At 44.4% G+C, this 26,762-nt stretch carries 29 protein-coding genes and 1 pseudogene; 19 read left to right on the top strand and 11 right to left on the bottom strand.

Annotation, left to right across the window (positions count from 1 at the left end; translation table 11 throughout):
* The first annotated feature begins 6 nt into the window (after positions 1 to 6).
* From C0J08_RS00530 to C0J08_RS00515, 4 genes are read left to right on the top strand one after another with little or no spacing between them, the layout of a single operon-like run.
* Entirely contained in the window at positions 7 to 645 is a 639-nt protein-coding gene (locus tag C0J08_RS00530) for a Vat family streptogramin A O-acetyltransferase (protein ID WP_212654198.1), read from the top strand.
* A 28-nt stretch (positions 646 to 673) separates the two neighbouring features.
* Positions 674 to 1,129, top strand: a complete 456-nt coding sequence (locus C0J08_RS00525; protein ID WP_212654197.1) for a GNAT family N-acetyltransferase — start codon at positions 674 to 676, stop codon at positions 1,127 to 1,129.
* Between the two features lie 4 nt (positions 1,130 to 1,133).
* Positions 1,134 to 1,532, top strand: a complete 399-nt coding sequence (locus C0J08_RS00520) for a GFA family protein (RefSeq protein WP_249344453.1) — start codon at positions 1,134 to 1,136, stop codon at positions 1,530 to 1,532.
* A 3-nt stretch (positions 1,533 to 1,535) separates the two neighbouring features.
* Positions 1,536 to 2,138 (top strand): DNA-3-methyladenine glycosylase I, encoded by a 603-nt coding sequence (locus C0J08_RS00515; RefSeq protein WP_212654195.1) that lies wholly within the window; start codon positions 1,536 to 1,538, stop codon positions 2,136 to 2,138.
* Positions 2,139 to 2,158: 20 nt separating this feature from the next.
* Here C0J08_RS00515 and C0J08_RS00510 read toward each other — a convergent pair whose 3' ends face one another.
* Together C0J08_RS00510 and C0J08_RS00505 are read right to left on the bottom strand one after the other, a co-directional pair.
* Positions 2,159 to 2,458 carry an addiction module antidote protein gene (locus tag C0J08_RS00510; RefSeq protein ID WP_212654194.1) on the bottom strand — a complete coding sequence of 100 codons (300 nt, stop codon included), beginning with the start codon at positions 2,456 to 2,458 and terminating at the stop codon, positions 2,159 to 2,161.
* Positions 2,455 to 2,757, bottom strand: coding sequence for a type II toxin-antitoxin system RelE/ParE family toxin (locus C0J08_RS00505; protein ID WP_212654193.1), 303 nt, complete (start codon positions 2,755 to 2,757; stop codon positions 2,455 to 2,457). Before C0J08_RS00505 ends, C0J08_RS00510 begins: the two co-directional genes overlap by 4 nt.
* A 335-nt stretch (positions 2,758 to 3,092) precedes the next feature.
* On the opposite strand from C0J08_RS00505, the gene C0J08_RS22700 reads away from it, so the two are divergent.
* The 6 genes from C0J08_RS22700 to C0J08_RS00475 all read left to right on the top strand — a co-directional run bounded on the left by C0J08_RS22700 (position 3,093) and on the right by C0J08_RS00475 (position 10,322).
* Entirely contained in the window at positions 3,093 to 4,391 is a 1,299-nt protein-coding gene (locus C0J08_RS22700; RefSeq protein ID WP_212654192.1) for a methyl-accepting chemotaxis protein, read from the top strand.
* Positions 4,392 to 4,632: 241 nt separating this feature from the next.
* Positions 4,633 to 5,655, top strand: coding sequence for a LacI family DNA-binding transcriptional regulator (locus C0J08_RS00495; protein ID WP_249344452.1), 1,023 nt, complete (start codon positions 4,633 to 4,635; stop codon positions 5,653 to 5,655).
* A 48-nt stretch (positions 5,656 to 5,703) separates the two neighbouring features.
* A complete protein-coding gene (locus C0J08_RS00490) occupies positions 5,704 to 7,059 on the top strand; it encodes an ABC transporter substrate-binding protein (RefSeq protein WP_212654191.1) in 1,356 nt (451 codons plus the stop codon).
* A gap of 122 nt (positions 7,060 to 7,181) precedes the next feature.
* Positions 7,182 to 8,048 (top strand): carbohydrate ABC transporter permease, encoded by an 867-nt coding sequence (locus tag C0J08_RS00485; protein WP_212654190.1) that lies wholly within the window; start codon positions 7,182 to 7,184, stop codon positions 8,046 to 8,048.
* 12 nt (positions 8,049 to 8,060) lie between these two features.
* Positions 8,061 to 9,020 (top strand): carbohydrate ABC transporter permease, encoded by a 960-nt coding sequence (locus C0J08_RS00480; RefSeq protein ID WP_212654189.1) that lies wholly within the window; start codon positions 8,061 to 8,063, stop codon positions 9,018 to 9,020.
* Between the two features lie 183 nt (positions 9,021 to 9,203).
* Positions 9,204 to 10,322, top strand: coding sequence for an ABC transporter ATP-binding protein (locus C0J08_RS00475; RefSeq protein WP_212654188.1), 1,119 nt, complete (start codon positions 9,204 to 9,206; stop codon positions 10,320 to 10,322).
* A gap of 13 nt (positions 10,323 to 10,335) precedes the next feature.
* On the opposite strand, the gene C0J08_RS00470 is transcribed toward C0J08_RS00475, so the two are convergent.
* Positions 10,336 to 11,241, bottom strand: a complete 906-nt coding sequence (locus C0J08_RS00470; protein WP_212654187.1) for a LysR family transcriptional regulator — start codon at positions 11,239 to 11,241, stop codon at positions 10,336 to 10,338.
* A 100-nt stretch (positions 11,242 to 11,341) separates the two neighbouring features.
* On the opposite strand from C0J08_RS00470, the gene C0J08_RS00465 reads away from it, so the two are divergent.
* Positions 11,342 to 12,517 (top strand): MFS transporter, encoded by a 1,176-nt coding sequence (locus C0J08_RS00465; protein ID WP_212654186.1) that lies wholly within the window; start codon positions 11,342 to 11,344, stop codon positions 12,515 to 12,517.
* A 30-nt stretch (positions 12,518 to 12,547) separates the two neighbouring features.
* Here C0J08_RS00465 and C0J08_RS00460 read toward each other — a convergent pair whose 3' ends face one another.
* Complete coding sequence (locus tag C0J08_RS00460) at positions 12,548 to 12,901, bottom strand: GFA family protein (protein WP_212654185.1); 354 nt, start codon at positions 12,899 to 12,901, stop codon at positions 12,548 to 12,550.
* Positions 12,902 to 12,964: 63 nt separating this feature from the next.
* Positions 12,965 to 13,585: an FMN-binding negative transcriptional regulator gene (locus tag C0J08_RS00455; protein WP_212654184.1), complete on the bottom strand. Its 621-nt coding sequence runs from the start codon at positions 13,583 to 13,585 to the stop codon at positions 12,965 to 12,967.
* Positions 13,586 to 13,789: 204 nt separating this feature from the next.
* Here C0J08_RS00455 and C0J08_RS00450 point away from each other — a divergent pair, with 204 nt between their 5' ends.
* Genes C0J08_RS00450 through C0J08_RS00430 form a run of 5 tightly spaced genes read left to right on the top strand, consistent with a single transcriptional unit; the run spans position 13,790 to position 17,980 of the window.
* Entirely contained in the window at positions 13,790 to 14,563 is a 774-nt protein-coding gene (locus C0J08_RS00450) for a transporter substrate-binding domain-containing protein (protein WP_212654183.1), read from the top strand.
* Between the two features lie 33 nt (positions 14,564 to 14,596).
* Positions 14,597 to 15,316: an ABC transporter permease gene (locus tag C0J08_RS00445; RefSeq protein ID WP_249344450.1), complete on the top strand. Its 720-nt coding sequence runs from the start codon at positions 14,597 to 14,599 to the stop codon at positions 15,314 to 15,316.
* A complete protein-coding gene (gene hisM / locus C0J08_RS00440) occupies positions 15,316 to 16,086 on the top strand; it encodes a histidine ABC transporter permease HisM (protein ID WP_212654182.1) in 771 nt (256 codons plus the stop codon). The genes C0J08_RS00445 and hisM overlap by 1 nt, the downstream gene beginning before the upstream one ends.
* Positions 16,083 to 17,198, top strand: a complete 1,116-nt coding sequence (locus tag C0J08_RS00435) for a succinylglutamate desuccinylase/aspartoacylase family protein (RefSeq protein WP_212654181.1) — start codon at positions 16,083 to 16,085, stop codon at positions 17,196 to 17,198. Before hisM ends, C0J08_RS00435 begins: the two co-directional genes overlap by 4 nt.
* A gap of 14 nt (positions 17,199 to 17,212) precedes the next feature.
* Positions 17,213 to 17,980, top strand: coding sequence for an ABC transporter ATP-binding protein (locus C0J08_RS00430; RefSeq protein ID WP_212654180.1), 768 nt, complete (start codon positions 17,213 to 17,215; stop codon positions 17,978 to 17,980).
* Between the two features lie 35 nt (positions 17,981 to 18,015).
* Here the strand turns inward: C0J08_RS00430 and C0J08_RS00425 are convergent, their stop codons facing one another.
* The 4 genes and pseudogenes from C0J08_RS00425 to C0J08_RS00410 all read right to left on the bottom strand — a co-directional run bounded on the left by C0J08_RS00425 (position 18,016) and on the right by C0J08_RS00410 (position 20,836).
* The gene (locus C0J08_RS00425) at positions 18,016 to 18,864 is read right to left on the bottom strand and encodes a helix-turn-helix domain-containing protein (protein WP_212654179.1); all 849 of its coding nucleotides are present in this window, start codon (positions 18,862 to 18,864) and stop codon (positions 18,016 to 18,018) included.
* Between the two features lie 89 nt (positions 18,865 to 18,953).
* A pseudogene (locus C0J08_RS00420) lies at positions 18,954 to 19,127 on the bottom strand (diguanylate cyclase domain-containing protein); the annotation flags it as partial.
* 17 nt (positions 19,128 to 19,144) lie between these two features.
* Positions 19,145 to 19,906, bottom strand: a complete 762-nt coding sequence (locus C0J08_RS00415) for a sulfite exporter TauE/SafE family protein (protein ID WP_212654177.1) — start codon at positions 19,904 to 19,906, stop codon at positions 19,145 to 19,147.
* A 162-nt stretch (positions 19,907 to 20,068) separates the two neighbouring features.
* Complete coding sequence (locus C0J08_RS00410) at positions 20,069 to 20,836, bottom strand: transporter substrate-binding domain-containing protein (RefSeq protein WP_212654176.1); 768 nt, start codon at positions 20,834 to 20,836, stop codon at positions 20,069 to 20,071.
* Between the two features lie 266 nt (positions 20,837 to 21,102).
* Here C0J08_RS00410 and C0J08_RS00405 point away from each other — a divergent pair, with 266 nt between their 5' ends.
* Positions 21,103 to 23,058: a methyl-accepting chemotaxis protein gene (locus C0J08_RS00405; protein ID WP_212654175.1), complete on the top strand. Its 1,956-nt coding sequence runs from the start codon at positions 21,103 to 21,105 to the stop codon at positions 23,056 to 23,058.
* 68 nt (positions 23,059 to 23,126) lie between these two features.
* On the opposite strand, the gene ypfH is transcribed toward C0J08_RS00405, so the two are convergent.
* Positions 23,127 to 23,741, bottom strand: coding sequence for an esterase (gene ypfH / locus C0J08_RS00400; RefSeq protein WP_212654174.1), 615 nt, complete (start codon positions 23,739 to 23,741; stop codon positions 23,127 to 23,129).
* Positions 23,742 to 23,947: 206 nt separating this feature from the next.
* On the opposite strand from ypfH, the gene C0J08_RS00395 reads away from it, so the two are divergent.
* Together C0J08_RS00395 and C0J08_RS00390 are read left to right on the top strand one after the other, a co-directional pair.
* On the top strand, positions 23,948 to 25,018 hold the full coding sequence (locus C0J08_RS00395) for a bifunctional transcriptional activator/DNA repair enzyme AdaA (protein ID WP_212654173.1): 1,071 nt from the start codon (positions 23,948 to 23,950) through the stop codon (positions 25,016 to 25,018).
* Positions 25,019 to 25,157: 139 nt separating this feature from the next.
* Positions 25,158 to 25,568, top strand: coding sequence for a gamma-glutamylcyclotransferase family protein (locus C0J08_RS00390; RefSeq protein ID WP_249344448.1), 411 nt, complete (start codon positions 25,158 to 25,160; stop codon positions 25,566 to 25,568).
* Here C0J08_RS00390 and C0J08_RS00385 read toward each other — a convergent pair.
* A complete protein-coding gene (locus tag C0J08_RS00385) occupies positions 25,537 to 26,697 on the bottom strand; it encodes an aldose 1-epimerase family protein (RefSeq protein WP_212654171.1) in 1,161 nt (386 codons plus the stop codon). The genes C0J08_RS00390 and C0J08_RS00385 overlap by 32 nt on opposite strands.
* Positions 26,698 to 26,762 lie beyond the last annotated feature (65 nt).

Here is a 26,762-nt window from a genome sequence, read left to right as displayed (position 1 = left end):
GGCAATATGCAAGGACCTAACCCAGATAACAAAGAGCCGATGAAGGGCTTCCCACAAGTTGGCTACCTGAAAAATTTCATTAGCCGCGACAACATCATCGTTGGTGATTACACCTATTACGATGATCCAGATGGGCCAGAACGTTTTGAAGACAATGTGCTTTATCACTTTGATTTTATTGGCGATAAACTCATTATTGGCAAGTTTTGCGCCATTGCAAAAGACGTAACCTTCATTATGAATGGTGCCAACCACGCTAACAAAGGCTTCTCCACTTATCCCTTTTACATCTTCGGCAATGGTTGGGAGAAAGCCGCACCAGAGGCAGGAGATTTACCCTACAAAGGCGATACGAATATAGGGAATGATGTCTGGATTGGCTACGACGCCACCATCATGCCCGGGGTAAAAATTGCCAACGGCGCTATCATCGCCAGCAAATCCGTCGTCACCTCTGATGTGCCCGCTTACAGCGTGGTCGGTGGTAATCCGGCTAAGATCATCAAGTACCGATTTGACGAAAAAACCATTCAAGCGCTACAAGATATTGCATGGTGGGACTGGAGCGCCGAGAAAATAACCCAACATTTAGACGCCATTGTCGGTGCCGATTTGGCTCAGTTACGAAACGCCAAAAATGACTAACCAAAACAAAAATTACAAGGTTAACCACATGACGATTAAGATCCGTAACATTCAAGCCGGTGATGCCATCGCTTGGTCAGCATTAAGAGTTGAATTTTTACCTGAGATCAAAGACATCAGCCAAGCGGAAGTTCACAACTTCTTCCAAGGTAACTATCCCGATGTAAAAGAAGTGCTGGTGGCGTTTGATGGCAATAAAACCATGGTAGGTTTTATTGAGCTAAACCTTCGCGAAAATGTCCCAGGCAGCAGTCAGCAAACTACGCCCTATATTGAAGCCTGGTATGTCTCACCAGATTACCAAGGACAAGGTATTGGCACAGCGCTACTTGAAGCTGCCGAGCAATGGGCAAAACAACAAGGCTTTGATGAACTTGGTAGCGATGCCCCGATCACGAATGAAAAAAGCATCAAGCTTCATAAACAGCTTGGTTTTAACGAAATAGAACGCGTGGTATGTCTGCTAAAACCTTTGAAAGGATAAAATGATGATCAAGCAAGTCGGCCCAACAAAAATAAAACTCAAACACAAAGCCAGTTGCCATTGTGGTGCCGTAGAATTGGAATTAACCCTGTCGAACGGCATCGAAAAACCAAGACGCTGCGATTGCTCTATTTGCCGTCGTAAAGGCGCCATCGTAGGTTCAGTCAGCCTTGATAATCTTCGCATCGTCAAAGGCCATGATGCACTAAGGCTTTATCAATTCAACACCAACACAGCAAAACACTTCTTCTGTTCAAACTGTGGCATTTACACCCACCATCAACGCCGTTCAAACCCTAATGAGTACGGCTACAACATTGGCTGCTTGGAAGAGGTTAACCCTTATGATCTTGGTGAGATAGAAACGAGCGATGGCGTCAACCATCCGTCTGATAAGGAATAACTTATGGGCAAGAATACCGAGCCGGACAACAAAACCCGTTGTGCATGGGCCAGTTCCGCTCCCGACTTTCCTAACTACCACGATACAGAATGGGGTTTTCCAGTTGATGATGACCAACGTTTATTTGAAAAGCTATGTTTGGAAACCTTTCAAGCGGGCTTAAGTTGGCGAACAATCCTCAGCAAGCGAGAAAATTTTCGTCTCGCTTTTGATAATTTCGATTTTCATAAAGTAGCGCAGTTTGGCGAGCAAGAAATTACCGAGTTGCTTAACAACGAAGGTATCGTGCGAAATAAACGTAAAATCCTCGCCGTCATCAACAACGCCAAACGCGCTCTAGAAATGATCGAACAAGAAGGATCTTTGGCTACGTTTATCTGGCGTTATGAACCCGATGAAAATACCCTTCCTCCACCCGAAACTCAAACCACCTGCGCAGAATCCATTGCCCTTTCCAAAGAACTCAAAAAACGCGGCTGGCAGTTCGTCGGCCCAACGACCATGTACGCCTTCATGCAATCCATGGGACTCATCAACGACCACACCGAGGACTGTTTTATGCGCGAAGAAGTCGATAAGGCGAGAAAGAGGTTTGTGAGGTCATGAAAAACATCCATGCGATGCGGTCATTTTTGCGTATGTACCACAGCTTTTAAATCAAAATTAAGGGATTTAAGTACTTTTACTATGGTGTCAAATTGCGGACGAGAACCAGATCTCAGGGCTTTATAAAGACTTTCGCGTCCTAACCCGCTGTCTTTAGCTATCTGCGTCATACCTCGCGCTTTGGCAATATGACCAAGAGCGTGAATAAGCTCATCGGTATCACCATCCTCAAGCACCACAGATAAATAAGCGGCAATGTCTTCGTCGGTACGAAGCTGCTCAGCCATATCAAAGTTGGTCAGATCTTTTATTGAAGTCATGTCGCCTCATCCAGTTTTATAGCTCGCTGTTTAGCCAATTCTATGTCTCTGTTTTGCGTCGATTTATCGCCACCAGCCAACATTATGATCAAAGTCGTCCCTCGCTGGACGTAATACATTCTCCAGCCTGGTCCATAATGCTCTCTCATTTCATACAAACCATCACCTACAGGCTTAACGTCGCCAAGTAATCCACGCGACGCCTTTTCTAGGCGGCGGGCTAAACGAATCCTAGTTGAGTGATCTTTTAGCCGACACAGCCAAAGGTTGAACTCATCCGTGAGTTTAATATCATACATAAAATAGTCCGTATCCATTTGAATACAGTATGGTTGTTTTCTAACCTAACCTCAATGTTTTTTTTACACCATCATGCAATCCATGGGACTCATCAACGACCACGCCGAGGACTGTTTTATGCACGAAAAAATCGATAAGGCGAGGAAGAATTTTAAGCAACGATCGGACAGAAAAAACTTCTATAAAAAAATTTACTTTTGAAGAAAAAACACATAATTTTATGAAGCCTAACTTAGGAAATAATGTGGAAGATGTGTGTTTTGCTATGAGTCACAGAAGCATGAATGCGCCATTGTTGCTAGTGGGCTAAAGACCGTAATTAAGGACAGCCTAGATGATTTTTAGCAAAAGAAAAGACAAGCCATCGACTTCAACCCCAGAAAATCAAAAACTACAACAGTGTCACGATGAGTTAAATGCCATAAAGCAAAATACTGCCTGCATTAGCTTTGATGTAGACGGCATTATATTAGACGCCAATCCAATTTTTTTAGATGCGGTCGGCTATAAATTAGAAAATATCATTGGCAAACATCACCGCATGTTTTGTGATCCAGAGTACATTAAGTCAGAGGAATACAAGCAATTCTGGCAAGACTTAAAATCAGGCAAATCCTTCAACGGCACTTTTTTACGCTTCAAGCAAAACAAGCAACCCCTCTATTTAGAAGCCAGTTATTTTCCTGTCTCCGATGAAAGCGGCAAGGTCACAAAGATTCTTAAAATCGCCAACGACATCACCGAGATGCAGGAGTCACTGAAAAATAAAAATGCCATATTAACCGCTCTCGATCGCTCTCTCGCCGTCATTGAATTTGATCCTCAAGGCAATATCCTTAATGCGAACAGTAATTTTTTAAGGGCGATGAAATACGATTTACAAGACATTGTCGGCAAGCACCATAAAATGTTTTGTGATGACAAATTTTATAGGGAAAATCCTAACTTTTGGTCAGAGTTGGCGTATGGAAAACACTCTTCTGGACGTTTTCAGCGTTTTGATGGTGAAGGCAAAACCATTTGGGTAGAAGCCACCTACAACCCAATTTTTGACGAAAAAGGTCATGTTTATAAGGTCATTAAATTCGCCTCAGACATAACAGAGCGAGTGAATAATGCCATGAACGCCATTGAACTTGCGGCCTCCACTTCCGAAGAAACAAACCAAGTCTCGTCAAACGCTGTAGACATTCTTAATGCTTCCGTGCAAACCTCCAATGACATTGTAGACAAAGTGAAAAGTGCCGCAGACATTGGCGATTTACTGAAAACCCAATCAGAAAGCATTTCCGACATTGTCGTTACTATCCGCTCTATTGCTGAGCAAACAAACTTGCTCGCACTTAATGCCGCGATAGAAGCCGCGCGAGCTGGAGAGGCTGGGCGTGGTTTCTCCGTGGTAGCCGATGAAGTTCGTAAGCTGGCCAATAATACCGCCACAGCAACAGCAGAAATTGCCGAAGTAGTAGAAAAGAACCACAACCTCATCAATGAAATGGATGGCATGTTGAGCTCAGTAACCGGTACAGCGTTGCATGGCAAAGAAAGCATTAACGATGTGTCACGTGGCCTGACGGAAATCTCCGCAGGTGTCGCTAGATTCGTTGAAATGGTCGACAAAATGAAGGATTAACTAAGATTTTCTTACTAAGAGAGCAAGTAGTGTATGCATAAACCTTGCTCTCTCTTTTTCATTTCCCTCTTACTTTTACATCATAACACTTACTAAAAGCGCACCCATTTTGTGCAAAAATAAAGTGTTGCATCGAAACATTTTCGGTCTTAACGTCAATTGCTGCTGGTCACAAAATGCACGATTAAGTCTATTAAATACGACTTAAATGATGGACAGTGGTAAGAATAAGAATGGTGCAGTGAATGAACTTATGTCTATTAAAGAGATAGCAACCCAGTTGGAATTGTCGGTATCCACAGTGTCACGAGCACTGAATGATTATCCTGACATTAGCCCAAGTACCAAAAAGCGAGTGCTGAAAGAAGCGGCACGACAGGGCTACCAATTAAAAGGACCAGAAGTGGCCCACTGGGTGCAGGCAAAACGTGTGATTACGGCGATTATTCCATGCCAAGATGCACAATATCTCGACCCCATTCTTTCGAAGGTGTTGGCTGGAACACAACACGCGCTGCAAGCAGAAGGGTATTTGCTGCAAGTGGTTGCGATTGATACTGGCAAACAAGAATTAAGCGAGTTTGAACGCCTTGTGAAAGCAGGTGATCAAGACGGTTTTCTCCTTCTTCGTACCCGGGTTAACGACCCGAAAGTCCATCGTTTACTGAAACTGAACGTGCCTTTTGTGTGTTACGGACGCACCGAACGGGCAAGGCAATTTGCCTGGCTGGACTTGGACAATTACCAAGTCGGTCATTTAAGCCTTAGCCGATTGCACGAACAAGGTCACCACAAAATTGGCGTGATCTCGGTAAGTGAACGATACTTTTTCGCCCAAGAAAGGCAACGCGGCATCCATGATGCGGCTAAGCAAGTTGGGCTTTCTCTTGCGTCTGAACAATGGTTAGAAGTGGGTTTTGATGAAGAAAACACCTACCTCAGTTGCGCCGAATTTCTACTCCAGCACCCTGATATCACCGCGTTGATTTGCCTAACCAGCACCAGCGCGCGAGCCGCTGCATTAGCGGCCATGCGATTACACAACACACAGCTACAGGAAAGAGAAAAACCAGTGTGTGTGATTGGTTGTGATACACCTGCTGATGAGCTGACGACCAGTATGGGAATTACCAGTATTCAGCAAGCGCCACCCGCACAAATCGGTGAGCAACTTGCCAGAATGATGGTGTCGCGCATCAAAGGAACACCGGTGAAGGATCTACAGGTCGTTTTAGCACCGGGCGTTGTAACAAACGGTTTTTAAAAAACCAAAGGTTCAGATCAATACCAATAAAAACAAGAGGAAGCCATTATGCAAGATCGTAAATCTCGGCTCGTTACCAGCGCTGTTTTGGTAAACGGACTCCTAATCAGCTCGCTCGCCAATGCCGCTACGGTAGAATTTTGGACAGCCCAGACCCAAACTGACCGCTTACAGAATATTGAATTACTGGCCAGCACGTTTGAAGCCTTAAACGATGGCGTGACGGTCAAAGTGGTTGCGGTGGATGAAAACGAAATGGCCACGCAAATGGCCGCCGCTGTAGCAGCAGGCACCACGCCTCAACTTATTGAAGTCAACTCCGAAATCATCATGGCACTAGGGGAAGAAGGCATTGTCGATACCAAGACTCACCAAGGAGTGATCAAAGACATTGGCAAGAATCGCTTCCATAAAGGCGCATTGACCACCCTAACCTCGCCTACCGGGGAATATTATGGTTTGCCCTACCATGGATGGATTCAAGGAATCTGGTACCGCAAAGACTGGTTTGATGAAAAAGGACTCGCCGCGCCCAATACGTGGGAAAACATCGAAACTGCCGCCAAAGCACTGACAGATAAAGCCAACAACCAGTACGGCATTTTGGTCGGCACCAAACAAGACAGCTACACAGAACAAGTCTTTACTCAGTTAGCCTTGTCGAATAACGCCGCGGAATTTGATGCCAAGGGTAACTTGGTCTTCAACAGTCCAGCAACTCTCGAAACCATCAAGTATTACAAAGAGCTAGCCAAGTACAACCCACCAGGGCCGCAAAACTGGCGCGCTCGAGATTATTACTTACAAGGCAAAATGGGCATGTTCTTCTATTCGACCTACATCATGGATGATCTTGCCTTGGCCGAAGTCGCCAAAGGCTCTTTGTCTTCCGAGAACTTCAAAGAACTCAGCGGTGGGACGTTCGACCCAGAGTTGGTGAAAAATACCGCGTTCGCTCCGATTATCACCCATAAAAGCGCCGCATCTTACGGCACACTATCAGGTTTGGTTGCCCTTAAAAGTCAAAAAGCTGAAGACACTAAAGCCACCAAAGACTTCATTGAGTTTATGTACGATCCAGCCAGTTACATCACCTTTTTACACATGGCGCCAGGTGGTATGAACCCCATGCTAAAAGGTATCGCGGAAGATCCTGCTTATTTGGAGGACCCAAATGGTGTGTTCAAACTGTACGGTGCAGACAAGATGAAACAGATCGTTTCTGGCTTTGACGACATTCGCTCTTTCTCTGTAGTGAATGGCAAAACCTTCCCTGCTTCTGGCGCCATCTTTGCGAAATCCGTGATCCCTCGAATGATCTATGACGTGACCATTGAAGGAAAAGATCCACAAGCCGCGCTAGACAAAGCAACAGATGAAATGAAAGCCATCATGGGACAATAAGTCTAACCCCCTCCCAGCCTCCCCCTTCTAAAAAGGGGGAGGAGTAAACCTTGGAGCTTTTAGTTTCCTCCTTGTTAAGGGGAAGAAACTCGAGTGGGGTCAAACGTAAAAAGGAAGAAAACATGTCTTCTGTACTCATAAAAAACGAATCTCGTCTGGGTTTAAAACTGGTCGCTCCCGCCGTCGGTATCATTGGCTTGCTGGTGATTTACCCCATTTTGTTCAACATCTATCTGAGCTTCTTTGATGTTCAACTGAATGGTACCAAGACGTTTGTCGGCATGGAAAACTACACGGATTTGCTAGGCAATCCGCGTTATTACCATTCCATCGGGGTATCGGTTATTTACCTAATCGGAACCGTCGTTGGAACCACTGTGTTGGGCTTGGCGGCCGCGATTTTGATGAACCAAGAGTTTCGCTTTCGTAACCTTGCTCGTGGTTTGATTCTGCTGCCCTATTTCGCCCCCGTCATCAGTGTGGTGTTTGGCTGGCAGTTTATTTTCGATCCAGTAAATGGCATTTATAACCATGTCGTGGTGGATGTATTACACCTGACCGACACTCGGGAAAACCTGATTGGAAACCCCGATTCGGCCTTATTTGTGGTGATCCTATTCGATATCTGGAAGCATTTCCCCATCGCTTATTTACTGTTTCTCGCCAAGCTGCAAAGCGTGCCGAAGGATTTGTATGAAGCGGCGGCGATCGATGGACAAAATGCGTGGGGGCGCTTCTGGCACGTGACTTTGCCAGAACTAAGGTTCGTCATTGCTACCGTGGTACTGCTTCGTGTCATCTGGAATTTGAATCGCTTTGAAGATGTCTACTTACTCGCCCCCAATGTCGAAACCTTGCCCATTTTCACCTATTACCAAGCGTTCGCAGGCATTGTCGATCAAGGCGCAGCGGCCGCGATTTCGGTGATTCAATTACTCGTGCTGGTCGGCTTGATCTGGCTGTACGTTCGTAAAGTCCTTAAGTGGTAGGGAGAAATTAAGATGAATAAACGCTCAACCACCCAATCTGTCATCTTGTATACCTTGGTGCTTGCTTTAGTGATTTTCTGCGTGTTTCCGTTTTTGCAGATTCTTTCAACCTCGTTAAAACACCCGATAGATTGGGGCAATCCATCACTCATTCCTCGTGTTTTACACTTGGATGCTTACAAAGAGCTACTGGGCTTAATGCCAGCAAAAGAAGTGGATGTGCCCGCCAGTGTGCAGCGCTTGCTCGACAACCCCGCCTTGTCAGCCGAGAAAAAACAAATGCTATTGGATAAATTTAGCGCCGGTGGTGATGTTTTCCCATTCGGGCGCTACATGCTCAACACCTTTGCGATTTCCTTCGTGACCGGGATTTGCTCGACCTTCTTAGCGTCTCTTGCGGCGTACGCCATTGCTCGCTTACGCTTTCCAGCACAATCCTTGATGGCAAACGGTGTATTGTTCGTCTACATGGTCGGTGGCGTCTTACTCATGGTTCCGCTCTATCAAATGAGCGTTAACGTCGGCTTGGCCTCCAGTGCCGCAGGGACGATTTTCAGTCTGTTTTTAATCTATCTGATTCAGACTCTGCCCGTTGCCATGTACATGCTAGGCAATTATTTCCGCACCATTCCATTCTCGCTAGAAGAAGCGGCGATGATGGACGGTTGCTCAAGGGTAGAAGCCTTCTGGCGCATCATCATGCCTTTGTCGAAGCCCATGCTGTTTACCGTGTTTATCTATTGTTTTGTCATCGCTTGGAACGAGTATTTGTTTGCTTCCGTGTTTCTCAAACAATACCAAGATTTCCAAACCTTGCCGCTGGCATTGCAAACCCTATTTACCTCGAAAAACGCCATTTGGGATCGCATCATGGCCGCATCCATGCTGACGCTACTGCCCGTAGTGATTTGTTTCATGTTGGCAAATAAACATTTGTCAGGTGGCCTCACAGACGGCGGCGTTAAAGGTTAGCTATGAATATTGCGATGGATATTTTTTGAAAGGTTAACGACTAACAAAATGACAAAACGTCACGAGCGAAGATCAGACAAGGAAAAAGTGAGCGAAAAAGCGGAGTTTATAGTTATAAATGAGCATTTTGAGCGATCTTTTGACGCAGTATCATCGAGCGCAGTAGTTTTGTAGGAGTAGAATATGAGTTCAGTGATCTTACGTAACGTCAACAAATCCTACGGCAACTTGCCGATCGTAAAGAACCTTAATTTAGAAGTAAAAGACGGCGAGTTTGTCGTGCTGGTTGGCCCAAGTGGTTGCGGTAAAAGTACCACGCTGCGCATGGTCGCTGGATTAGAAGACATCACCCAAGGAGACATCCAGATTGGCAGCCGCGCCATTAATGATTTACCGCCACACAAGCGCAACATCGCCATGGTGTTCCAAAACTACGCCTTGTATCCGCATATGTCGGTGCGAGAAAACATCGTCTTTGGTTTGAAAAAATCCGGCGCCGATGCAGAGACGATTAAACTGAAACTGGCCGACGTATCGGAAATGCTCAAACTGGACGACTACTTAGACCGCAAACCGGCTGATTTATCTGGCGGCCAGCGCCAACGGGTTGCTATGGGACGAGCATTGGCTCGCGATGCAGATGTGTATTTGTTTGATGAACCGCTATCGAATTTGGACGCTAAATTGCGCCATCACATGCGGACAGAAATCGCCCGCATTCAGCATCAATACAATATGACCGCTATCTACGTCACCCACGATCAAATCGAAGCCATGACCTTAGGCGACCGGGTTGTGGTCATGCGTGACGGCATCGTCGAGCAAGTGGGCACACCAATGGAAATTTACCTGCAACCCACCAACACCTTTGTCGCCACCTTTATTGGCTCCCCTGCGATGAACTTGATTGAAGCCAAGATCGAAGGCGAAGATCTGGTGTTCGACAATTACCGACTGCCCGCGGCGAAAATCGCCAATGTCGATTTACACGACCTCAAATCCCACGACACCGTTTTGGTCGGCATTCGCCCGGACTTCTTTGAAGACAGCGCCTTGTCTTTAAAGAGATCCCCAAGCGACAATCTATTTGAATTCAATGACATACAAGTAGAGCTGGTAGAAAACCTCGGCTTCGACAAAGAGATCATGTTCAAACTCGGCGGCGAAGACGCCAAAGCCCGACTCGACCTACGCTCCCACGTTAAACGCCAAGAGAATATTTCGTTATCGGTGGATCTAAATCGCGTCTTGTTATTCGACACCAGCCCGCAAGGCATGCTGTTAAATGCGGGGGAGGTTTAAAGAGTAAGGCGATCTAAAAATGTCGACTCACTTTTTCAACCAAATAATCAACAAAGACTCTGACTCGCGCAGGCATGTGTTGTCCGCCAATAAATACGGCATGGATTGCCTCCTTGTCCTGCGGGTTAAAGTCTTCTAATAAAGGGACGAGTTGACCCGATGCAAGAGCTTTTTCAACATGAAAGTTCCCAACTCGAGTGATACCAATATCCTCCATCACTAGCTCCACCAGCGTTTCCCCGTTGTTGGAGGTCATATTACCTTGAATCGGTAAAATATAGTCTTCACCGTTTTCACGAAATGGCCAGCCAGGTTCTATCCGCTGAAAACTAAAATCCAGACAGTTAAAATGCTGTAAATCCGCAGGCGTTTTGGGAGATCCGGCTTGTGCTAGATAGTTAGGTGTAGCGACAATCGTTCTGCCTGTTTCACCAAGGCGTCTTGCCGTTAAATTGCTGTTAGGTAGCGGTCCAAACCGGATCGCAACGTCAATATGACCATCCGCTACATTGCTAATCTTATCGCTTACTTCGACTTCAATTCTAATATTGGGATAACGCTGCAAAAACTCTTTATATAGGGGAATCATAGTTAAACGGCTATAAGCTGTTGGAGTACTGACTTTGATTAATCCACTTGGGCTTGCCCTATCTGCGATCGTGCGCTCAGTTTCATCTAGATCTTTCAAAATACGCCGAGCAGCAAGAGCATAAGATTCGCCCTCACTGGTTAAGTACAGTTTACGAGTAGAGCGTACAAGCAAACGAACCCTTAAACGCTTTTCTATTCTTGTCATCATTCGACTTACAGCCGATGGGGTTAGACCGAGTTCTCTCGCAGCAGCACTTAAGCTTCCTGTCGTAGCCACGGCTAAGAAGGTTTCCATCTCGGTGGTTTTATCAACTTTCACTTGCTTCATTTGTGAATCCAATGCAAAACAGAATCGCTTTTATACCCACTATTCGGGCATTTATTATCTCGTTATATTCTTTTACATCATAAATAAACGAGAGATAAACATGAAGATTAACTTTCCATTAATGGCGTTAGCCATGGGAGCTTTTGGAATCGGTGTGACGGAATTTTCTCCCATGGGGATGTTGCCAGTGATTGCCGGTGATTTAGGTGTTTCTATTCCGACAGCTGGTATGCTCATCAGTGCTTACGCCTTCGGCGTACTGATTGGTGCGCCGATCATGACCTTACTGTTTGCCAATATGCCACGACGTCGTTTGCTGGTACTGTCCATGGGGATTTTTACGATAGGGAATTTAATCAGTGCGATGGCTGACAGCTACAGTATGCTGATGATTGGACGCATCATTACTTCGTTTAATCACGGTGTATTTTTTGGCGTTGGTGCTGTGGTGGCAACCAAATTAGTGCAGCCAAATCAACGTGCTGGGGCTGTCGCGGCGATGTTTTCAGGCCTCACCATAGCAACAATTGGTGGCGTGCCATTAGCCAGTTTTGTCGGGACGACATTTGGTTGGCGAAATGCTTTCTTTGGCATTGCTGTTATTGGTCTAGTGGCAATGCTGGCGTTACAAGTCAGTTTACCTCCGTTGCTCAATCAAGAGAAAGCGAACATTCGTAATGAATTGGCCGTGTTAAGCAGAAGCTCGGTTTTGGCTGCCTTACTATTAACTGTGGTGGGGGCCAGTTCGATGTTTACGGTGTTTACTTACATAGTGCCAATCTTGCAACAAGAAACCCATGCTTCAATCACATTCGTGACAGCCATGTTGATACTCTACGGCGTAGGGCTTGCCGTTGGTAATCTTCTCGGTGGACGGTATGCAGACCGATCTCTTTACGGCACTTTGATTGTGTCGTTAATCGCGGTAATTCTGCTGTTGGTCATTTTTTCTGTCACTATGACTTCTTCAATTATCGTTGTGCCTCTGATTTTCCTCTGGGGTATTGCCAGCTTTGCCGTGGTTCCGCCCTTGCAGTCTTTAGTGGTACATGAGGCCAGCGAAGCACCAAACTTAGCATCGGCTATGAATATTGGTGCATTTAATCTTGGCAATGCAGTTGGAGCGGCTTTAGGTGGAGGAGTAATAAGTGCAGGGCTTGGATTGCCTTCGGTAGCCTTAGCAGGTGCGGGAACCGCAGTGCTAGGTTTGCTCATGGTATTGCTATTAAAACGTAGCCCTTCAAAACAAAACAATGAACAAGTGGCCTCTTCCTAATCAACATGCGGGGAATGCTTTACGCTTTAATCAAGGCATCCCCGCGCCAATGGTTGCTCGCACGGGGATTCCCTCAGTACTGAAGCCCTCTAAGCAAAAAATGTTAATACCAAAGAAGTCTGGCGAGACGCGTTTACGATGAAAAGGATATATACCACAAACTTTGCAAAAGAAGTGCCGCGCAGTTTTAGTATGAAATTGATATTCCGTTAGGCTGTCTTTCCCCTTAATAAGCTGGAAGTTACTTTCATGGACTTTCACCATTACAGCATTTTTTTTGACGCAAATGGAGCAGTCACAGGTGGTGAGTTCTGGCGCATCAGTAACAATTTTGAATTGGACATTCCCGCAATGACAACTGCCTAAATATTCCTTTTCTCGCATTTGGTTACTCCTTTTTTGAGGTTCCTGCAGTGCATATCAAATAAAGCCTTTCTTCTCTTTCTATCAATTTTCTGATTTTATCAGGTCAGCCATTGGATGCTGAGCTTCAGATAAGCCCTCATAAATTCCGTTTTTATTATCGGCACTTTGGTTTTGGCTAAGTTTGTATTTGCCCTGAATGTCCGTCACGGTGATTTCAATGCCAACCACCGCTTCTTGTAGACGGTCGATGAATTCCTGTGGCGCATCAGACATCGCCCAAGGAAAAGGCTGTGTTTGCTCGTGAACGTGGGTTAATCCTTCTAACAGAGACAGCTTCCATTGCGCATCATGGATAAACCGTATCGATCCCTTAATGTGAACCGCGCGATAGTTCCATGTTGGTACGGCTTTGCCATCGACTTTTTTGGAAGGGTACCAATTGGGCGTGATATAGGCGTTTTCGCCTTGGAAAATCACTAAGACATGCGTTTGATCCGCGACCTTCTGCCAAAGAGCATTGGCCTTGGCAATATGAGCCTGCAAGAAAACCCTATTATCTGCATCTACCTGAACCAGCATCGGAATATGCTCGGCGTTTAAACCGTCTTCACCATGAGACACTAACGTTGCGAAAGGAAAGGTTTTAACAAAGTCGAGCAGTTCTTCTTGATCCGTTATTGCAAAGTGTTTTGGCAAATACATGGCGTTCCCTTGTCGTTTTTTGAGGATGTGTATTTATTGATAAAAGCATGTGACGCTATTAGACGCCAGTTAACAGCTAGGTGCGCTATTAGATGCTACCCACTTCCGTAGACTTATTTTTCATTTTTACTGTAGAGTAAAAATACCGTCATATTACAACGATAAATCGACAATAAAACACACATATTCAAAGGAATCCAATTGATGAAAAAAGTAGCTTATTCTCTTCTCGCCTTAGCAGGCTTTGCAATGCAAGCCCCTACATTCGCCTCTGGCGACACTATACGTTTTGGCGTTGATCCTACTTATCCTCCTTATGAATACAAGCAAGCCGATGGAAAACTAGCTGGTTTTGAAATTGACTTGGGTAATGCGATTTGTGAAAAGTTACAGAAAAAGTGTGAATGGGTTCCAACCAATTTTGATGGTCTCATTCCTAGTCTTCGTGTAGGCAAAATTGATGCTATTTTTTCTTCTCTTGGGGTTTCCGAAAAGCGTAAGAAAGTGATCGACTTCTCTGATCGTACTTGGACTGGTTTTTCGTCCATGGTAAGCAAAACCAGTAAGCAGCTAGAGCCAACCGTTGAATCGTTAAAAGGAAAGACCCTGGGTGTTCAGCAAGGCACGATACAAGAAAATTTTGCGAAAACAAAGTTAGCACCTCAAGGGGTTCGAGTTCAGTCTTATCAGACTCAAGACCAAGTCTATGCAGACCTATTGAATGGTCGTATTGATGCCTCTATGCAGGACATGATCCAAGCTCAAAACGGTTTTATTCGTGATGGCAAGCATAGCGATTTCTCTAATCAAAAAGTTGTCGATAAGCTTCTGCCTTCAGACACCGCCATTGCTATTCGCAAAGGCAATACTGAAATGACGGATCTTATCAATAAAGGCATCAAAGCCATTCATTCCGATGACACCTATGTGACCATTCAACGTAAATACTTTGGCAAGCTAGATCTATACAACAAATAAACCAAAGACCTAAATGATGAACGTAGGTTAATCATGCAAGATATTATCTCTACCCTTCACTCCTTCATGAATCTAGAAGGGTATGGTGATTTGTTATGGCAAGGCACATGGATGACAGTGAAGCTTTCTTTACTGTCATTCTGCCTCTCGATGGTGATTGGTGTATTCATTGCTTTGGTCAAATCTGCCAAGCACGTCTTACCTCGCCTTTTAGCGACTTTTTATACCACTTTGATCCGAGGTATTCCCGATTTGGTGTTAATGCTGTTGATCTTCTACGGCGTACAAAATTGGGTCGGTGAGTTAACGGTTCTACTGGGTTGGAAATATATTTACATAGACCCCTTTACTGCGGGTGTGATTACCCTTGGGTTCATCTATGGGGCGTATTTTTCGGAAACCTTTCGAGGAGCCTTACAGTCTATTCCAGAAGGGCAAAAAGAAGCTGCCGTGGCTTATGGCTTATCAAAATGGCAAAGTTTTCGTTATATAGTTTTTCCTCAAATGATGCGTCTGTCTCTTCCAGGGTTATCCAATGTATGGCAAGTGATTATTAAGTCGACTGCGCTGATTTCTATTATTGGCTTGAACGATGTGATTAGTGCCGCTGTACAAGCAGGTAAATCTAGCAATAAGGTATTTTTCTTCTTGATGGTGTCTGCGGTGATTTTTCTTGCCTATTCCATTTTGAGTAATGTCTTTTTTGCATTTCTTAAGCGGCATTTTCATGTTGGTATTAAGGAGGCAAACTGATGCTCGACTTACTTAGTATGTATTGGCAGCCTTTTTTGTACTCCGATGGCTACAGCTATTCAGGTGTCGTCGTTACCTTATGGTTGGTGATTTTTTCGGTGGTGGCAGGTTTTTTATTGTCGATCCCTTTTGCCGTGGCAAGAAATTCACAATACAAAGCACTAAGCTGGAGTGTGGCGGCTTTTACGACCGTGTTTCGTGGCACACCTCTGTATTTGCAGTTATTGATTTGCTACACCGGTATTTACAGTTTGTCATTTGTACAAAATGACACTTTTTTAAATGACTTCTTCCGTAACGGACTAAATTGTACTTTGCTGGCTTTTACTATTAATACCTGTGCCTACATGTGTGAAATGTTAGCTGGTGCGTTGAAAAACGTTAATTCAGGTGAAATTGAAGCGGCAAAAGCATTTGGTATGAATCGCTGGAAAATCTATCGGTATATTATTTTTCCAGCGGCGTTCAAACAGTCACTTCCGCAATACAGTAATGAAGTGATCTTGGTACTGCACTCCACAACGATTGCTTTTACTGCGACGGTTCCGGATATTCTTAAGGTCGCCAGAGACGCGAACTCAGCCACCTATATGACATTCCAATCGTTCGGCATTGCCGCTATTTTGTATCTTATATTGTCGTTTATTATTTTCTATTTATTCAGACGATTTGAGCGTTATTACACGGCACACCTACCTCAAACGCAGCGCAGTAAAAGCCTGTTTGCTGAGCTTTTCCCTGCAAAGAAAAAAGAAGCGAATACCAAATGAAACACAATCAACATCCATTAATCTCTCCGGCTATTGGCACCCAGCGAGCTATTGATAGCTTTCATTTCGGCAAGCCTGAGACAGGTAAAAAAATCTATATTCAAGCCTCACTGCATGCGGATGAACTCCCTGGCATGCTGGCCGCATGGAAGCTCAAAAAACAGCTTGTTATGTTAGAAGAGCAAGGTCATGTTAATGGGGAAATTATTTTAGTTCCTGTGGCGAACCCAATAGGTCAAAACCAGCATTTGATGGACATTCCATTAGGGCGTTATCAGCTAGAAACGGGGCAGAACTTTAATCGTGGTTATTACGATACATTTGAGCAAGTGGCGAGCCAAGTTGAAGACCAGTTAACAGAGGATGTGGAAGCTAATAAAAAGCGGATTCGTTTAGCATTACGACAAGCTATTCAATCTTGGCCAGTAAAAACGGAACTTCAATCCCAGCAGAAAGCACTGCAAACATTGTGTTGTGATGCGGATATTATTCTGGACCTGCACTGTGACTTTGAAGCGGTTCAGCATGTATATAGCACGTATTACTCGTGGCAAGGCATCGCACCATTGGCTCAATATTTGGGCTCAAGAGCAAATATGCTCGCGGATGAAACGGGCGGACAGCCGTTTGATTCGGCTTTCGATATGGTATGGCAGCGTTTACAAGCGCGCTTTGGCGAGCTGGTACCTACGGCCTGTCAAGCGGCAACCCTAGAGCTTTGCGGGCAGGCAGACGTATACCATGAAAAGAGTGACCAAGACGCTAATGCTTTGATTAATTACTTGCGTCATTTAGGCGTGATTACGGATCGAACGGCCGACCCTCTACCTGATTATAAAGCACCAGCCACAGACCTAACGGCGGTCGAGCCACTGAAAAGCCCAATAGCAGGGGTGTTAGTTCACTGTGCAAAGCCCGGTGACATGGTCGAAGCGCAGCAACTTATTGCGGAGATTATTAATCCGATTACCGACGACGTTGAACAAATACGAGCCACTCAAGCAGGGGTCTTGTTTTCCCGTTCTCTTAGACGCACAGCAACAGCTGGCATGTTAGTTGCCCATGTTGCTGGCGAACATCCTATCCGTAGCGGCTATTTATTAGCGCCTTAAGCATTGGAATTATTATGAACACAGAATACAAACTTTGCATCGAAGGATTGCGTAAAAGCTACGGGGATAATGAAGTATTAAAAGGCGTCGATCTTAAGGCCAAAACCGGTGATGTAATTACCTTAATTGGCTCGTCTGGTTCTGGTAAAAGTACGTTATTACGTTGCATTAACTTTTTGGAACAGCCTAACGATGGTGTCTTTAGTATTAATGGACAGACAATTAAAACTTCGTCAGACAAAGAGGGCATGACCTTCGCCAATCCTAAAGAACTGCAAATTCTGCGCACTAAGTTGGCGATGGTTTTTCAGCACTTTAATCTATGGAGTCATATGACGGTGTTGGAAAATATCATGCTAGCCCCGACGAAAGTGTTGGGTGTGGACAAACACACGGCAAAAGCTAAGGCGCTTGAGTATTTAGATAAAGTCGGGCTTAGCCAAGCGGTTGCTAGTCGATATCCAGCCTTTCTATCCGGTGGTCAGCAACAGCGTGTTGCTATTGCTCGTGCTTTGGCGATGGAACCTGATATTTTGTTATTCGATGAGCCGACATCCGCTCTTGATCCAGAGTTGGTCAACGAAGTGCTGAAAGTGATCCGCAATCTTGCCGAGGAAGGGCGCACCATGATTATGGTGACCCACGAAATGGCCTTCGCCAAAGAAGTATCAGACCAAGTGGTTTTTTTAGCGAATGGTTTAATCGAAGAGTCAGGATCGCCTGAGGCGATATTCAATCACCCTAAAAGCGAGCGATTACAGCGCTTTTTAAGTCACACTTAAAAAGTCTCTTTTAGTATAGAAGCCGCTTAGACACACTAATAATTTTCCGATGCTGTGAAAATATGGGGGCTGTCTAAGCTGCTTGGTGTTTCTAATCTTGCTTTGATACTGGCAGATATTTCATTGCTATCCATCTTAAATAAGCCAACGCCTTTGATCCTTTGGCGAACTGACAGTTTTTCGCTGATCCGTTCAAAGACGATGCGCGAAGAAAAAGGAATCCTAGCGCTGCTACCTTGTATGCCAAGTGTTATGCCAGATAACATACTAAAGTTGCCTCGTGTTGCACCATATAAAATAGTTTGCGAAATAGCCCGTTGGCAATGCACCCCATAGTCAATGATCTGCAGCCTTTCACCTAGTAAAAAGACAATGCCAACAAACTTTCCTATTTCATAGCCATCTAACATGGCTTGACTAGGTTCTGTTCTTTCGTAAAAGTGGGAATAGCCAATACCCTCTTTCAATGATAAACGAGCAAAGCCTTTGCTGATGTGACCCTTATAAGAGGGTGTCATGTAGTAATAGTAATAATCCCCTAAGTACTGGTTTAGATCTTTCGATGAGGTCAGCATCATATTTTCTAATAGGCGCGTGTGCCGTTCACCTTGAGGACTATTATCTAAAATGCTGTTTGGCTTTTTCGTTCGTTCACGAGCGGAAATCAGGGATTTAAACTGATCAGGAGGCAAGGTAACTTCTTCACTTTCCACCCCAAAAAAATCGCAAATCTTTCTCAAGCTTTGCATTGAAGGCATGCTAGAACCTTTGAGGTATTTGGAGAATTGTTGACGGTTTATCCCCATTTTTCGACAAGTTTCAGCAATGCTACCGTTATAACTGCATAAGAGCTTAAGATTAACAGCCAAATTATTTTCCAACATTTAGTCTCTTGCCTCTACTATTTGACATCCCTCTAACTATATCATTTTACTTAATCACTAATGGCAAATGTCGCTTATAGTTACTCAGTTTATCTCGCCAATCCTATGCTAATGGTAATGTGACGCTCAATTCCAAAACTCGTATTTTCAACACTATGATTTAGTTGCGTTAACGTCTCTTCTAATAACGCAAGGTTTGGTTCGGCAAGAACAATAATAAACTCTTCACTGTCCCAACGACCAACCATATCTTTGAGAGTGGCATTATTTTTAAAAGCAGTTAATCACTCAACAGCGCCGCGGCGCTGCCACAAACGGTCATAACGAAAAGGAACCATTTTAGGTGTTGTGGGTTGGCTTTTATCGCCATTTTCACCGCCAAATAAGAGCCCAACATAGTACCAGAAGCAAGCATCAACCCAGGAATCCAAAGGATCTGGTCATTCCAGATGAACACACCCAAGGCCAAAGCGGTAAAACCCAGCGTACAAACCATTTTCAGTGCGTTGGTTCGCACTAGGTCATAACGTAATGTCCCCGCTAGAGCCGCGATCAGAATAAACCCCACGCCTGCTTGAACAAAGCCCCCATACACACCGGCGATAAACAAGGCAACCCAAGCACTCGGTTTTTCGGACACTTTAAATGGTACTGTGCCTTCTGGAGGAGCAATCATGGTAGGGCGGACAATCATGATTAAGGTCATCCCAATCATGGCGCTTAACAGCAGGGGTTTAAGCCAAGCTTCTGGCGCATAACTGGCGGCAAAAGCACCAACGACACCGCCCAATAAAGAGGGAATCATGACTGGCAAAATATCGGCATTGTCGAGCTTCTTCGCTTTACGAAAACCAAAAGTGGCAGCGACATTCTGCAAGAACACCCCTACGCGGTTGGTTGCATTGGCAATGTCTGCTGGCATTCCCATCACCATCAAGGCTGGCAATGTCAGATTCGAGCCTCCGCCTGCTAAGGTATTAATAATACCGGCAATAAAACCTGTGCCGATCAAAAGCGAAACAGTGAATAGACTGTAATCCATAACATTGTCCTTAAATAGCTCATGGCGAGCAGAAGGGAAAATAAAAAGAGGGACGAATAATAAAGATTATTCGATAGGCTGACAAAAGGTTATGAAAGCACAGAAGGTAAAAGTTAGCTCAACGTCTTCATTTAGGAAAAAGTTGAGCTAATAAAGAGAAATTTATTTGAGAGAGTTATTCGCCATTAAGGTTTCATCAATACCTTTTAACTTCATCTCATCCATCATGAAGTTCACTGTATTCAGTAAACGCTGTTCCCCTTCTGGAATTAAATAGCCGAATTGGCTTTTGGTGAATGGGTTGTCTTCACGAACAGCCTCTAATTTTTTGTTAATAACTTGATAATACAAAGCTTCAGGTGTTTCGGTCACCATCACATCCACACGACCAGCTTCCACTGCTTTGGGTACATCTAGGTTATTGTCAAAACGCACAATCGTTGCTTTAGTGAGGTATTTATCTGCAAATTTTTCATTGGTGCCGCCAATATTTACGCCGACTTTTACGTCCGGACGATTCACTTTCTCAAGGGTATCAAATAAAGACTCACGACCTTGAGCGACGAGGAAACACTTACCAAATGTCATGTAGCCTTGGCTTTGTTCGGCCGCCATTTGACGAGAAATTCGACGCGTAATTCCGCCCATGGCGATGTCATACTTATCCTCTTCTAACCCTTTTAATAAGCCTTTCCATGTCGTTTTTACAAACTTCACATCCACACCCATTTCTGTAGCAAAATACTTCGCCACATCAATATCATAACCAGAAAATGTACTGCCATCATAATGCGAAAAGGGTTTGTAATCCCCAGTCGTACCCACTGTTATATAGCCTTGCTCTTTAATATCCTCTAAACGATCTGCTTGCACCAATGCGCTATAAGTAAGGGTAGAAACTAACAATAAAAACGACGTCATAAACTTCATAAGTATGTACCTTAGTTGGAAATAAAAAAATATATAGGCATTTTTTATGCCATACCTTCAGGGTTTATATTCAGAAAAATCAGCAAAGCGATATGGGTTTTCTGTTATCTACCAAATTTATACAAATCACTACAGACTTATTCAAAAAAATGGCCTAAGTTAAATAACATTGGCAATGAAAAATTATATTAAGAAACTGCAACCCAGCACTTTTCTTTCATTCGTCACAGTCCTTACACTCCATTCTGCTCTCACATGAGGTATTCATGACAGTTAAATCTAAAATAATTGCACTAATGGCGGCAGGCGTAATTCTCCCTGTTTTCATTGTCTCTGCTGTTATTATTAGCGAAGTGCGCTCCGATGCTCTCAAAAACTTCGAGACACAAAGTCATGCAGAAATTGAACACGTCGACACTATTTTCTCTATGTATCTAAATAATCTCGCCGAGAATGTGTCGTTTTTCGCAAGATCTGGAGCACTAAACGAGCTCACTCCTAATAGCATCACCAGTTACGCAAACAAAACCACCCAAGAGATGATGACACCAGACCAAAACTCTCCTCAAGAGCAAAAAGCATTCACGCTCATGGATGATTTTGGTAAAGCTCACCCAGATCTAGCGTATATTTGGTTGGGGACCAACGACTCAGGCTATCTACAATGGCCAAAAGATAAAAATGTTATCAACTACGACCCTAGAAAACGCAGTTGGTACAAACTATCGATTGATAGTACAAAGCCCGTTCGTATTCCATCCTATAAAGACTCTTTCACTGGCGCACCTTTAGTCGATTACGTTCAACGCTTTGAAGGAAAAAATGGCCTTTATGGATCCGTTGGTGTTGATGTAACCTTAAAAAAACTGACTGAATTATTGGCAGAAGTAAAATTTGGCGGTGAAGGTTATGTGGTGATGGTGGAAGACACCAATACCGTTTTAGCCGATCCTGTTGATCCAGAAAACAACTTTAAGCCCATTAGTGAAGCGTCACGCCCTTATTACAAACTCAACGACAGTAACTCCCTTCAAGAGCTAACCATTGAGGGAGAAACATGGTTCGCTATGGTTTATACGTCACCGGCTCTGGGTTGGAAGTTTATCGGTTTGGTTCCAAGCCAAGTGATTTACGCACAAGCAAACGGTCTGATCACCACGACTATCATTATTTCTCTTATAATGATCGCCATCTTTATGACAATTGGCGCCATTTTGTCCAGCATTGTTATTCGCCCTGTTAAAGTGATGGCTGATCGCTTGACCGACATTAGCCAAGGTGAGGGAGATTTAACACAACGTTTGGAAATAAAAGGCAAAGACGAGTCAGCCCAAATGGCCGCGGCATTCAATCAGTTTGTCACATCCATAGACAGTATCGTTGGACACTCTAAATCATCCTGTGGACAAATCAGTCAAGTCGCTCATAAATCAGAAGGGCTATCTTCTGAGTTAAGCAATATTGCGTCTCACCAAGTGAATTCTGTCGATCACGTATCTACCGCGTTTAATGAAATGGTAGCAACCGCTAATGAAGTGGCTTCAAACTGCAGTAGTGCCGCGGCGGCAGCCGAAAACAGTGAGTCACAAGTTCAAGAAGGCAATAAACTTATTCAACAAACAATGAATTCGTTGAACAGCCTAGAAACAGAGCTCAACAGCTCTAATGAAAGTATGATTGAGCTCACCAAAGACTCAGAAAGTATCGTGGGGATTTTGGATACTATTAAAGCCATCGCAGAACAAACCAACTTGTTGGCTTTAAACGCAGCAATCGAAGCCGCTAGAGCAGGCGAACAAGGACGTGGATTCGCGGTTGTGGCTGATGAAGTTCGTACGCTCGCAGGCAGAACCGCAGAGTCAACGACTGAAATCGATAATATGCTAACAAAATTGAAACAACAGACAGAATCCGCTGCAAATAAGATGAGCAACAGTGTGATCGTTGCAAGAGATTCGGTTGAATTGGCCTCTCAAACATATCAAGTCTTTGAAAAAATCCTTCACTCTGTGTTGGAAATTAAGGACATGATGATTCAAATCAGCGCGTCGGCAGAAGAACAACATTTGGTAGCTGAAGAGATCAATACTAATGTCATCGTCATACATGACGGAACAATAAAAACCAACGACCTTTCTCAACAAGTGTCACAAACAGCAACGGCACTCAACCAGCTATCTTCCGAACTGCAAAACATGGTAGCGCGCTTTAAGTCCAGTTAACGATAATAGAAAACAACAAGCCTAACCTCAGCATACTGAGGTTAGGCTTTTTTTATGGCCAAAGTACCTTACAAGCGCTCTAACAAAATGTCTAAAACAGCCTGATTTATACTGTGGGTAAGGTTAGGAATAAGGTCATAAGTTGTCTCTGCACCACAGCCAACTAACGCATCATAAGCCGCTTGGGAAAGTTGATGATCAATCACATTGTCTTGATTGCCATGAATAAAGTGTATTTGTGTATCTCTTGGTGCTCTGGTTGGTAATACCGCAAATCGCCCAGATAAAGACACGATTTTTTCGGCCAGCTTTTCCTCGACCACCTGAGTGGAAGACAAAGACATAATGGCCCCTTGGGAAAAACCAATTAACGTTGTTTGCTCCGCGCTAAGCGCACTTTTTTGCTGCCACTCTTTCACCGTTTTGATAAACGTTGGCATCGCAACATTAATGCGTTCAACTCGATTTTCTTCTGTTACGCCTTGCACGGAAAACCATTGATAGCCTTGGCCAAAATCCGACGCATCAGGCGCTTGTATCGATACAACAACCGCCGTAGGGAAGGATTTAGCGAGTACTTCCCCCACAGGAACTAAACTCTGTGGTGTGGCACCAACACCATGAAATAATAAAAACAAACGCGTTGGCGAGCTCGGCTGTTGAATCACAACGGTAGTAGACATGAGGTATCCTTATAAATCATTACTTAATTGCATGGCGGATACTCTATTCTTCTGCACAAATAAGATATATAGGTTATTTCTTAAGGTTCTGTTTCGTATTTGGAAATAATAAAAAATACTCGTCCAGTTTTCGGTTGTTACTTAATTTAGAATCAAGCTAACCTAGTTTAATAAACACAACATTGACCAAAATAACGGACTACCACATGTTAATAACCGATGAAAAACTCGCCGATGATTATTATCAAGCTTTACTCCATCGAGAACCGAGCTATGTTGGTGTGTTTTTTGTCGGCGTGAAAACCACCTCTATTTTCTGTATTGCCACCTGTCGAGCCCGTAAGCCAAAGCGTGAAAACGTTGAGTTTTATACGCATTTCAAGGACGCGATGGACGCTGGTTTTCGGCCTTGCAAAGTCTGTCGTCCCACTGAAAATGCCAACGAAGCGCCTTATGAAGTGCAAGCCGCAATGAACCTTGTACGCGATTGCACTAAGGCAAAAATCACCGACCAGCAACTGAGAGAATCCGGTATACGGCCCATTTTCGTTCGTCGTTGGTTTAATCAACATTACGGCATGACCTTTCAAACCTTCCAGCGCATGTATCGCATCAATTATGCCTTTCAGGAACTCAAGACCGGCAAAACGGCTACCCATACCGCATTAGATTCCGGCTACGATTCTTTAAGTGGTTTCGGCTACACTTTTAAAAAGTTACTCGGTCACGCACCGACCTTACATTTGGAGAATACTGTGATTTTAATCGATCGACTCACCACTCCCATTGGGCCTATGTTTGTCTGCGCCACTGACGAGGGAATTTGCTTATTGGAGTTTGTCGACCGACGCATGCTTGAAACCGAGTTTGAAGATTTGCAACGCCGTTTAAAAGCCCCCATTGTGGCGGGGGAAAACGCCCACATGAAGCAGCTAAAAATAGAATTAGCAGAATACTTTGCTGGCAAGCGGAGCGAATTCAGCGTACCGCTTCATACGCCTGGAACGGATTTTCAAAATGCCGTGTGGAAAATGCTTGGCTCAATTCCGTACGGCACCACCGCCAGTTACCAAGAGCAAGCCACTCGACTGAACAACCCGAAAGCCGTTCGTGCCGTCGCCCGAGCCAACGGCATGAACCGTATCGCCATCGTTATTCCTTGTCATCGAGTCATTGGCAAAGATGGTAGTTTGACCGGATATGCGGGTGGACTAGAGCGTAAACGTTGGCTACTCGATCATGAAAGAAACACAGTAAAAACAGCGAAAGAATCTTAGATACAACATCAGAACGTCAGTAGTTTCATGAATACATCAAGGTTATGTCATGGCAACGTAATTTCCGTCTTCAAGTATTGAAATGACCGTTAAGCCAGTCCATCTTGTGCACTTTGATTGTAATTAGATGGAATTCTACATGCCTAAAAACATTGTTGCTGTATATGGAACGCTTCGCGAGGGGCTGAATAATCATGAACTTCTTGCCGACTGTAAACGCATCGGTCTTGGTTGGTTGACTGGATTTCGTATGCACAATCTAGGAGAGGTTCCTGCCATCACCTCAACGCACGACGAAAGTGGTCGTATTCGAGTGGAATGGTACGACGTATCAGATGAAATACTGGCGTCTTTGGATCAACTAGAAGGGTATGACCCAAAGACGCCAGAAAGCTCTTTATACATTAGGAAACGTGTTTTTTCGCCTTATGGTCGTGGCTGGATTTACGTGTATAACCAACCTCTAGACCACGCCCCTTACATGGAGGCGGGCGATTGGGAACGTTATTCCCGAACGGCTATTCCTCATCAAGGCACACAATCGGTGTAGTTAACACTTGAGCCGCATGGCTACTTTGTAATTGGTCAATAGTGGCCACACTGGCTTTGACTTGTTCTTCATCCGTGAACAAACCAAAACGCACCACAAAATGTTTTGACTCACCAGCCGCAATCGTCGGTACTAAACCTAACCCTCGCTGGTAAGAACGGTTATAGGCAAAGCTGGTGCCTGGCTCGATTCCCACCACGTAACCTTGCTCAACTGTATCGGTATTTTTCCACACGGTCAGCACGGGCAAGGTTTCGGTCTGGTAACTCACTTCTATTCCACAGCTTGCCTCTGCATTATGCAGCAAAGCATGAGAGAAGCCTTTTTCATCACTGATTGGACGAATATTAAACACCATTTCATCAAAGTCTTTGGTTGGCGCAGGCATTTGACTCCAATCATTCAAACCACCAGCAGCGTAGTTATTAAATGGGGATATTTGTGCAACAGGAACATGCAGCTGAGCGCCCTTCTCAAGAATCGGCTGAGCAAAGTTATTGTGATACATTGCTTGGTATTCGCGCGGGTAACTGCCTTTATTGACCAAGGTATCTTCAATCAATAAATATGGCTCATCAGGAGTGAGTGACAAGACGGTATGCAGTTCGAAATTAGTGGACTTAAAACGCTTTTCATCGACTCGGCCACGTAAGGTCACGCGATAGGGCGGCACTTGCTCGACTTCTAAAACCACTTCATCGGCTGGAGTATTTTGAATACGTCCATGCAATGTCAAAAACTCATCGCCGTCTTGACCTGGGTGACCGGCCCATTGATAACCACATCGAACGACCATTTCGTTGAAACCATCTAACCAGCCCGTGCCACCGGAGGCTTCTTGATTTATAAAACTAGGATGAACCACCTCTTTTACTGGCGAATCCCAACCAAAGCGTACATTTTTTCTGACAACATCTAGCACTGTCATGCCTCGTGTTGGCACCACTCTAACCAAGGTGTCACCGACGATTAACGTGATCAAGCGAGATCCAGCTTGTTTACCACCCATCAAACAGGTTTGCTGCACGCTTATTGGCACGTCTTTCGGTAAGCCCATGAGTTCTGCTGAAAGTGACAAATTAGCGACATCAATATGCTGTTGATTACTAAGAAGAACAAGTTGAAACATGAACCAAGCTCCAAAGAAAATTTTCTCATCCTAACGCGAGCCAGATAGCAAGGCTAGTCATAAGA

The organism is Marinomonas sp. CT5, assembly GCF_018336975.1.
In the GTDB taxonomy this organism is placed as follows: domain Bacteria; phylum Pseudomonadota; class Gammaproteobacteria; order Pseudomonadales; family Marinomonadaceae; genus Marinomonas.
This window is presented reverse-complemented; position numbering and strand designations above follow the sequence as displayed.